Raw genomic sequence first — 8,558 nt, 5'->3', positions numbered from 1 at the left:
TGTTCGTCTGTGAAACGGCTGCGCTTCATTCCCTGGTCCTCTCAATGGGCCAGAGCTTACTTCAAAATGGATTATTTCAACGGGGCAAGGTCAAAGCGATTTATTTGGTCGACACATTCCACGTTAACCCGCAAAGCCCATACCAAAACTTGCTCTTTTCTGGAGCCGCAGGAAAAGCTCGCCTCGGTGCTAGCGCCGTTTCCACCGATAGCGTCGGGAAACGTCGCCGACCGTGAGAAACCTATACCTCTCCATAATTGACATGGCATTGGCCGATCGTGGAGTTAGTGAGTAGTCCCGCTACCGTTGAACGACATACGAGCCGCACAATCCGCCATCGATTGCGCAGCTCTAAGACTCAGCGATACGCCGCCAGCGATTGAGGCAGCACGGCCTTTCCTCCAAGGATGAACTCACCTTCGAAGGGAAGATTCCACGTCTCCGAGCCATAGTTAAAAGCGAACGTCACCTCTCCCCGACGCCTTATCCTGATAGACTCTGGTAGTTCAAACGTTTGCACGTTTGCTTTTCCTGCCAAGAGAAGCACGACCTCAGACAAGAGTTGTTCGTCAGGCCAGCAGGAAAGATAGTGGTAATTTCCATTCCTTGTAAGCGCAGCGTCACCGTCAGAAAACCTGGAAAGGACTTCAGTGTCAGGAGAGCATGCGAGTTGCTCTTTCCACCGCTGGGCGGAGCCGCTCGCCGACCCTTCGACGTTGTAAGTCAGACCAGGCCGCAGGGACGAGACTTGCAACACTGCTGCCCCGACTAGACTTGCGAGTGGACCAGGGGGCAGATTCGCAGGAATCTTGAATTCTCGTGTACGAGATCCGGACCTCGGCCCAAAGAGAACTTGCCCATCAGCATTGTCGAATGCGGACTCCGCCGCGTCTGAGACATGCATGAGGCAAGGGACCAGGACAATCTTGTAACCTACTAGACTTTCACCCGGCCGCACAAAGTCAACGTCCAGCCCAAGCCGGCGCACCGCCTCGTACCACCTAAAAGCCAGTTCCTCAAAGCGGAAATCTTTCCCCTGCGGTTGTATGACGCTTCCAAAATAGGTTTCGTAGTCATAAACGATTGCAACGGGAGCCTTGGCCACCTGTCCCAAGGGCCCAACCACCGCTATTTCCTGTGCTGCCTTCTCTGCTTCAGTGCCGCCCGCTGACAAATCGTGCAGTCCTGGTAAATTCAGCCCCGCATGCATCTGCTCCTGAGCAAAAGGGGCTTGCCGCCAGCGGAAATAGCTTACGACTTCCGCTCCGTGAGCAAGCCCTTCCCAAGTCCACAGTCGCACCATGCCGGGCTTAGGAATGGGGTTCCAGGGAGCCCAATTCACCGGACCGGGTTGTTGCTCCATGATCCAAAACCTGCCTCTTCCGACCCCACGGTACAGGTCATGGTGGAACGCGGCAATATCGGGGTGAGATGTCTCAGCCCAGCGTGTCCGCTCCGCGTCACTGAACGGGAACTTTTCAACGAAACCGATTGGATAAGAATCCCATGACGCGAGATCGAGATTGTCCCCGACTTTCCAATGATCGAAGTCGTTTACGAACCCCATGAAATTGTGCGTAATCCAACGTCCTGGAGAATTCTTGCGGATGATTTCGCATTGCATACTGTCGTATGCCGCGACTTGATCAGAGTGGAAGCGCCAAAAGTCCATTCTGGCTGCGGGATTAGCCTCCGTCACAGTCAGGTTTGGCAGTGAAACATCTTCGAAGTTCTGGATTTCCATCGACCAGAACACCGAGCCCCAGGCTTCGTTCAGTTGTTCAGTAGACTGGTAGCGCAAACGGAGCCACTTGCGATAGGCTTTCAGATCTTCGAGACCCCACGACAATATCGTCTCGTGACAACCGTATTCGTTGTCAGTTTGCCAGCCAACCACAGCAGGGTGCGATCCAAAACGGGAAGTGACCGCTTCAACGATGCGCCTAGACTCCTCCCACCAACGCTGCGACGAGAAGGTGTAGTGCCGTCGAGATCCAAAACCTCGAACCCTCCCCTGTTCATCGATGGGAGCGATTTCCGGGAACTCGTCCATAAGCCATTTTGGGGGGGTGGCAGTCGGAGTGCCAAGTACGACTTTGAGTCCATGCGATGCAAGCGCATCGATCGCACGTTCCATCCAGTCGAATTCGAACTCGCCGCGACGAGGCTCCAGCCGCGACCATGCGAATTCTCCGATACGGACGAAGGAGATGCCCAAGGCCTTCATCCTGCAAGCGTCGGTGTTCCACCAGCTTTCGGGCCAGTGCTCCGGATAATAGCATACGCCAAGCATTATTTCCTCAGGTCTCCATTCAGAATGGCCACGCCTTGGTCGTCGAAAAGATGACAAGCTGCAGCCGGTAATTTGAGATCGATACTGTCCCCAGTCTTTGCTTTGTCCAGGCCATCGGACTTGACCGCGACTGACGAGCCGTTCGCAAGTTCGGCATACAGCATCGTTTCCGAACCAAGGTGCTCGGCAAAAACGATGTGGCCCTCCAACACTGCCGCTGGTTCGCCCTGCTGATTGAGGTGCTCCGGTCGAATGCCCAAAGTGACCGGTGCTCTGCCGGTTGGGCATTCCGTCGCAGGGAGCGTGACCTGCGCCCCTCCTGGAAGCGAAACAATGGTTGCGTCCGGGGAGAATGTGGCATCTGCACGAATGAAGTTCATCTTCGGTGAACCGATGAAACCAGCGACAAATACGTTTCTCGGCCGGTGGTAGAGGTCCAAGGGCGAACCTACCTGCTCGATTAACCCGTTTTGCAAAACCACGATTTTATCCGCCATTGTCATGGCTTCCACCTGGTCATGTGTGACGTAGATCATAGTGCTTCTCAAGTCTTGGTGGAGCCGGCTGATCTCAGTTCTCATCTGTACACGAAGCGATGCGTCCAAATTTGAAAGTGGTTCGTCAAAAAGGAAGACTCGCGGGTTTCGCACTATCGCTCTCCCGATCGCCACTCTCTGCCGCTGGCCACCAGAGAGTTGCGAAGGCTTGCGGTCAAGCAAACTCGAGAGTTGGAGCATATCCGCCGCAGCTTGTGTTCGAGTGCTGATTTCGGACTTGGAGTGGCCCGTCATTCTCAAACCAAATCCAATGTTCTCAGCTACGGTCATATGGGGGTACAACGCATATGACTGAAAGACCATTGCGACTCCGCGTTGCGCCGATCCGACCCGCGTCATGTCCGACCCGTCAATCTTGAGTTCGCCGGAGGATATGTCCTCGAGCCCGGCAATCATCCTTAGGAGAGTTGACTTCCCGCAGCCTGAGGGTCCTACAAAGACGCAAAACTCTCCATCCTCGATGGTGAGGTTCACACCTTTGATCACTTGCGCAGCACCGAAAGCCTTTGTTACGCCCTGAAGGGTCACGTTGCCCATATTTTAATCCTCTAAAGCTTCAAATTCCAAAAGCATTGCGCTTTCGGGTCTTAGCATCGGTAAATGGAGGCCGACGGAAGCTATCGTTGCAGCAGTGAACGCAACTTTTCCTCCGAGCATATCGTCCTGACTTTGAGAAGTGCGCACAAACTCCGGCGTTAGAGGATGGACCCGCGCAATGCGCCACAGACGCCCGGCAGGACCTTGCAAGGCCAACTTGACCGGTGGTGGTTGTTCGCTAATCATCTGCGGGCCTTGGGCTACAAATGCGACTGCCAAATCCCGTCGGGTAGCGCCCCAAACGTAACGCCCATCGAGCGGCTCCTGCCTGAAATTGCTAGCCCCATCTGATCCGTGGAGTAGCGGCCTTAAGCGCTTATGTAGGGATATCCAATACTTGAGTTCATTCTTCTCTTCCGCGGTCAATTCAAGTGGGTTCAATTCGACACCAAGATGGTAGCCGAGCGCCACAAGAGCTCGGAACGAAAGACTAAGGATTCTGCCTGTCTGATGATTTGGCGACGCTGAAATGTGCGCGCCAAGAACTTCGGGCGGTAAAAGTAAAGATGCGCCGCGCTGTATTTCGAGACGGTCAACGGCGTCCGTGCAGTCGGAAGTCCAGACGCGCTGCGCCCTGCCCAGTACGCCGAAGTCGATCCTGCCGCCACCAGATGCGCAGCTCTCGATCTCTACGCGGGGGAAAGAAGATCGGATGCGATCCATCAGACGATAGACAGCGTGGGTTTGCGCAGACGTCCGAGGTCGGCCATCGGTGCCGCCGACATGCGTCAAGTCGCGGTTCATATCCCATTTAATGTAGGATATTGGCTGTTCTGCAAGGAGACGCGACATCGTCAGGAACAGGTATTCGCTCACCTCGGACCGTGTCAAATCCAGGACGAGCTGATTTCTAGACAACAGGAGCGGACGTCCTTCAACGTGAAGTACCCAATCTGGATGTTCGCGGTAGAGTGTCGAAACGGGGTTGACCATCTCCGGTTCGAACCAAATTCCAAATTGCATTCCGAGATTGGTTACGTGATTAGCCAATTCCCGTAGGCCTGACGGGTATTTGCGCCGGTCGACGATCCAGTCGCCCAAGCTCGTCGTGTCGTCGTCTCGTTGACCAAACCAACCGTCATCGAGAACGAACCGTTCAATTCCTAGCTCCGCCGCGGCATCCGCCTGCGATCTGAGAGAGGCAATCTTGTGATCGAAGTAGTTTCCTTCCCACGTGTTGAGGGTCACTGGTCTCTCGGACATTGCCCCGCCCGGCCAGGTTATGAGCTCCGTTCTGACGAACGAATGCAAATCCTCGGATCTCTTGGCGGCGTAGGCAGTCGGACTGACGTAGCTCTCACCGGGCCCCAATTGAATCTCGCCAGGCTCAAAGAGTTCGCCGAGATGGACCAGCCGTCGTCCATCATCCAAAGTGTCCACCGCGATCACGTGGTTTCCACTCCAGCCAAGGTGAAACACGAATTCCTCGCTTCCAACCCTTGTCGCGATGGTAGGGTATCGATCATGGGACGTCCGCCCCCGTCGGTTTTCCTGCAGCCAAATACCTGGATTGAGGTGAGCTTGTCGCTTCTGAAATTCCCTTCCCCACATTCCTGTGAGACTGGTGATCGTCCCTGGTCCCTCTGAAACCAGAAAACTGCCGGCCATGCATCGATCAAGCGTGTAGGAAGAGTTGCCTCTGTTGGTTAACTCGGTAGATGTCGTTAGTACGCTACATTGTGAAGCGGTTACGAGAATTGAGATCTCTATGCCTGCGACAGCATCGATGGCGTTTAGCCTGTGGGCGTTCCCGTCGCGCGCAATTCGCCAATTTTGGAACTGCAGGGTAAAATCTTTGCCGCCTCTATGTCCCGAAATCGCCGGCCATCCGAAGAATCCCATCCCGGTTACTGGCAGAAGGACAGCAGATGGCACGGAAATATCCATGCCATTAACCCGGCTCGCGCGATGAACGGTGACTGCCGAGATTTCTTCGGCTATCGGGCCAAGATGGATAATTTCGGGCATACCAAATTCGGGTAGTCGGATAACGAGTGAAACCTGCCCGCATTCGATCGTATGGACATTCGTCATCCCTTTGTCGCTCCGAGTGTTAGACCAGCGATGAAATGGCGCTGCATAAAGAAGAACATAAGAACAGGCGGCAGTGCGGCTACGATCGATCCAGCAGATACCAAATGCCACGCGGCAACCCACTGGCCGTTAAGGCTGCTAAGCCCGGCGGTGACTGGCATTGCGCCGTCACCCTGTATAAGCACGGTAGCCCAAAAATAGTCGTTCCAAACAAATGTGAAGATCAAAACGGAGAGAGCTGCGATGGCCGGCCGCATCAAGGGAAGGACGATATGTATGAATATCCTGAACTCCGAAACCCCATCCACCCTGGCAGATTCGATTAGAGCAAAGGGCAGTCCCTTGATAAAGTTACGCATGAAAAGCGTACAGAAGCCGGTTTGAAACGCCACATGAAACAACACCAATCCGGTGATAGTGTCATACAATCCCAGTCTCAAAGTCAGGTCACGCACAGGGACCATCAAGATTTGGAACGGTATGAAGTTGCCGGCCACAAAAACAAAGAAAAGTAAAAGGCCTCCTTTGAATTTGTAGATCGCGAGAGCAAATCCACACAGACAAGACAGCCCAACTGCCGCGATAACCGTTGGAATTGTCATCTTGAATGAGTTGAGGATGTAGTGCCCTATTGGGGAATTGATGAAAACAGCTGAGTAATTTTCAACCCCGGCAAATCCTGATGGCAGACCGAAGTAGTTGCCCGCAGCAAGATCTCCCGAAGGGCGTATGGACGTCAGGGCGACCCCAATCAGAGGTAAAAGCCACACCAACAGTGCAATTGGAAGAACTACTTGGTAAGCGATGGACGCCCCTCGCCCGGCCTTTTGTACAGGTGTCGGAAACATCAGGCGTTCCTCTCTTGGCGCAGCATTCGAATGATAAAGAACGTGATGAACACCATCATTATAAAGAAAAGAACGACTGCAATTGCCGCGCCGTATCCCATCCGGAACCCGTACTCGGAAAGCGCTTGTTCATACATGTAAAACGAGAGAACGCGGCTGGAACCATAGGGCCCGCCCGCCGTCATGACGGAGACGAGATCGAAGGAGCGCAGAGCACCGATTACTGTCACAACTATTGCGATGAAGGTTGCAGGTCGCAGCTGAGGCAAGACGATAAACCAGAACAGGCTCCACCCGGAGGCGTTGTCCATACGGCCAGCTTCGATTTGCTCGGGGTTAATGTTGTTCAAGCCAGTAAGATAAAGGATCATACAATAGGCGATCTGTGGCCAAAGCCCGGCTGCGATGATGCCGTAAGTTACGAACCTCTCATCCGCCAGGATTGCAACCTCGGTGCCCGTGAGCGCCTTGATAAGCGCCGACAGCAGTCCGAAGTCGGGAGCGTAAAACCACGTGAAGATTAGGCCGACGACAACCTGACTAATAACAAAAGGAAAGAAAAATAGAGACTTGTAGATCCTAATTCCAGCTACGGTTTGATTAAGGAACATTGCCGCGGCTAACCCTGCTGGCACGGCAAGAAGATATAGAACGAGCCAAATGAGGTTGTTCGTTAGCGAGGTATAAAAAGCCTCGTCTGAGGCAAGCTCCACATAGTTTGCAATACCGATCCAAGTCTTCTGACCGAGACCGTCCCAATCATAGAAGCTGATCCAGACTGACTGAAAGATGGGAATGATTACATAAATGGCGAACATCAACAGACCGGGAGCAAGAAACAGCCATGGAGCCATTACGCGCTGATTTCGCTGCCAAAACGTCTGCTGATTGATAGACGATCTACCCATCTCGATACAGTCCTTATTGAGAAGTGCGGCTGCCGGACCCCAACCCGGCAGCCTTCCTATTACTTGTAGGCGCGAGCCCGGACTTTCTCCAGGCGTGCAAGGATAGCGTCGAGCTTCTCTGGCTTAACCATAAACTGCTGGAAACCTTCCATTCCCGCTTTTGCCATCTCTGCTGGCGCGTCACGATCGTAGAACTGCGCAAGTCCCTGTGCTGCGGATAGCATTTGGAAGCCTGCCTTGAGGAACTTGTCTTCGGGCTGAGGTGACTTGTTGTTCACGGGAAGTTGGCCAAGTGTAACGTTCATTTTAGCCTGGGCCTCCGGCGTAGCGAGATACGCAAGGAAGGTTTTCGCGTCCTCTTTGTTTTTCGCAGCCGCCGGAATATGGAAGGTGTCCGTAGGCGCTTCTTCGGCCGCCGGGAGACCTTCCGTGATGGTCGGGAACTGAAGGAAGCCAATTTGATCCTCCTTAAGGCCACCGTCCTTCATTGGAGCCACTGCGAAGTTACCCATCAGGTACATTGCAGCCTTGCCCTGCACGAACTGCGGGATCGCGTCCTGCCAGTCGAGAGCAGCGTGATTTTCGAGGAAATAACCGGGCTTCACCAGCTCTGACCACTTTTCAAAGACGGCTTTTACCTTGGGATCCGTGTAGGGCACCTGCCCGGAGGTCAACTTCATATGGAAGTCGTAACCGTTCACACGCAGATCGAGATAGTCAAACCAACCGCCGGCCGGCCATAGGGCTTTTGTGCCTATGGCAAAGGGCGTCACGCCGGCGGCTTTGAGTTTCTCGCTAGCGGCAAGAAGTTCGCTCCAGTCCTTCGGGGGCTCAATACCCTTGTCCTTGAAGATGTCTGCGCGGTAATAAATACCCCATTGATAATAGGTATATGGGACGCCCCACTTTTTTCCATCGATCGTCATTGCCGATGCGGCTGACTTCAGTTGGTCATCAAGCCCGTTGGCTTGCCAAACATCCGAAACGTCGGTGAAGAGACCGGCCTTTACAAACGGTTCCATACGATTTCCTGCGTACCACGCGACAACATCCGGGGCATCAGCCGTCAGGAAATTGCGGATCGCAGACTTATATCCTTCGTGGTCGAAGTTGTTCCATTTGACCTTGATGTCTGGATGTTTGGTCGTGTCCCGCCGAATGGTGTAGGTCGGCGGTAGCGAAGCCGCTCGTGAGCGCGTTCTCAATCGCGCCGTAGCGAGCGAGCAGCGAAGCGGCGGTCATCGAAGTTCTCCGGTAAAGTCGGGTTGCTCACACCAACCTGATTGGAAGGAACCACCGATGACCGATGTCATGATGAACC

6 protein-coding genes and 1 pseudogene are annotated in these 8,558 nt (G+C 53.9%); 1 reads left to right on the top strand and 6 read right to left on the bottom strand.

From position 1 onward, the window contains the following. Positions 1-236: hypothetical protein (locus FHX16_RS31220; protein ID WP_259132211.1), on the top strand; the 236-nt coding region annotated here is incomplete at its 5' end. A gap of 122 nt (positions 237-358) precedes the next feature. Here FHX16_RS31220 and FHX16_RS31215 read toward each other — a convergent pair. The 6 genes and pseudogenes from FHX16_RS31215 to FHX16_RS31190 all read right to left on the bottom strand — a co-directional run. Next, positions 359-2,293 (bottom strand): beta-galactosidase, encoded by a 1,935-nt coding sequence (locus FHX16_RS31215; RefSeq protein WP_259132209.1) that lies wholly within the window; start codon positions 2,291-2,293, stop codon positions 359-361. Then, entirely contained in the window at positions 2,293-3,387 is a 1,095-nt protein-coding gene (locus FHX16_RS31210) for an ABC transporter ATP-binding protein (RefSeq protein ID WP_259132207.1), read from the bottom strand. The genes FHX16_RS31215 and FHX16_RS31210 overlap by 1 nt, the downstream gene beginning before the upstream one ends. Positions 3,388-3,390: 3 nt before the next feature. Then, entirely contained in the window at positions 3,391-5,481 is a 2,091-nt protein-coding gene (locus FHX16_RS31205; protein ID WP_259132205.1) for an alpha-galactosidase, read from the bottom strand. Then, positions 5,478-6,329, bottom strand: coding sequence for a carbohydrate ABC transporter permease (locus FHX16_RS31200; RefSeq protein ID WP_259132203.1), 852 nt, complete (start codon positions 6,327-6,329; stop codon positions 5,478-5,480). Before FHX16_RS31200 ends, FHX16_RS31205 begins: the two co-directional genes overlap by 4 nt. Further along, a complete protein-coding gene (locus tag FHX16_RS31195) occupies positions 6,329-7,237 on the bottom strand; it encodes a carbohydrate ABC transporter permease (RefSeq protein ID WP_259132201.1) in 909 nt (302 codons plus the stop codon). The genes FHX16_RS31200 and FHX16_RS31195 overlap by 1 nt, the downstream gene beginning before the upstream one ends. 59 nt (positions 7,238-7,296) lie before the next feature. Further along, positions 7,297-8,376: pseudogene (locus tag FHX16_RS31190) on the bottom strand (ABC transporter substrate-binding protein); the annotation flags it as partial. Positions 8,377-8,558: the final 182 nt, after the last annotated feature.

This window comes from Rhizobium sp. BK661, from assembly GCF_024808825.1.
In the GTDB taxonomy this organism is placed as follows: domain Bacteria; phylum Pseudomonadota; class Alphaproteobacteria; order Rhizobiales; family Rhizobiaceae; genus Rhizobium.
This window is presented reverse-complemented; position numbering and strand designations above follow the sequence as displayed.

Excerpts from the sequence above, each read along its gene's own strand:
- FHX16_RS31200 (WP_259132203.1), bottom strand. The coding sequence starts at position 6,329 with ATGTTTCCGACACCTGTACAAAAGGCCGGGCGAGGGGCGTCCATCGCT.
- FHX16_RS31195 (WP_259132201.1), bottom strand. The coding sequence starts at position 7,237 with ATGGGTAGATCGTCTATCAATCAGCAGACGTTTTGGCAGCGAAATCAG.
- FHX16_RS31210 (WP_259132207.1), bottom strand. The coding sequence starts at position 3,387 with ATGGGCAACGTGACCCTTCAGGGCGTAACAAAGGCTTTCGGTGCTGCG.
- FHX16_RS31215 (WP_259132209.1), bottom strand. The coding sequence starts at position 2,293 with ATGCTTGGCGTATGCTATTATCCGGAGCACTGGCCCGAAAGCTGGTGG.
- FHX16_RS31205 (WP_259132205.1), bottom strand. The coding sequence starts at position 5,481 with ATGACGAATGTCCATACGATCGAATGCGGGCAGGTTTCACTCGTTATC.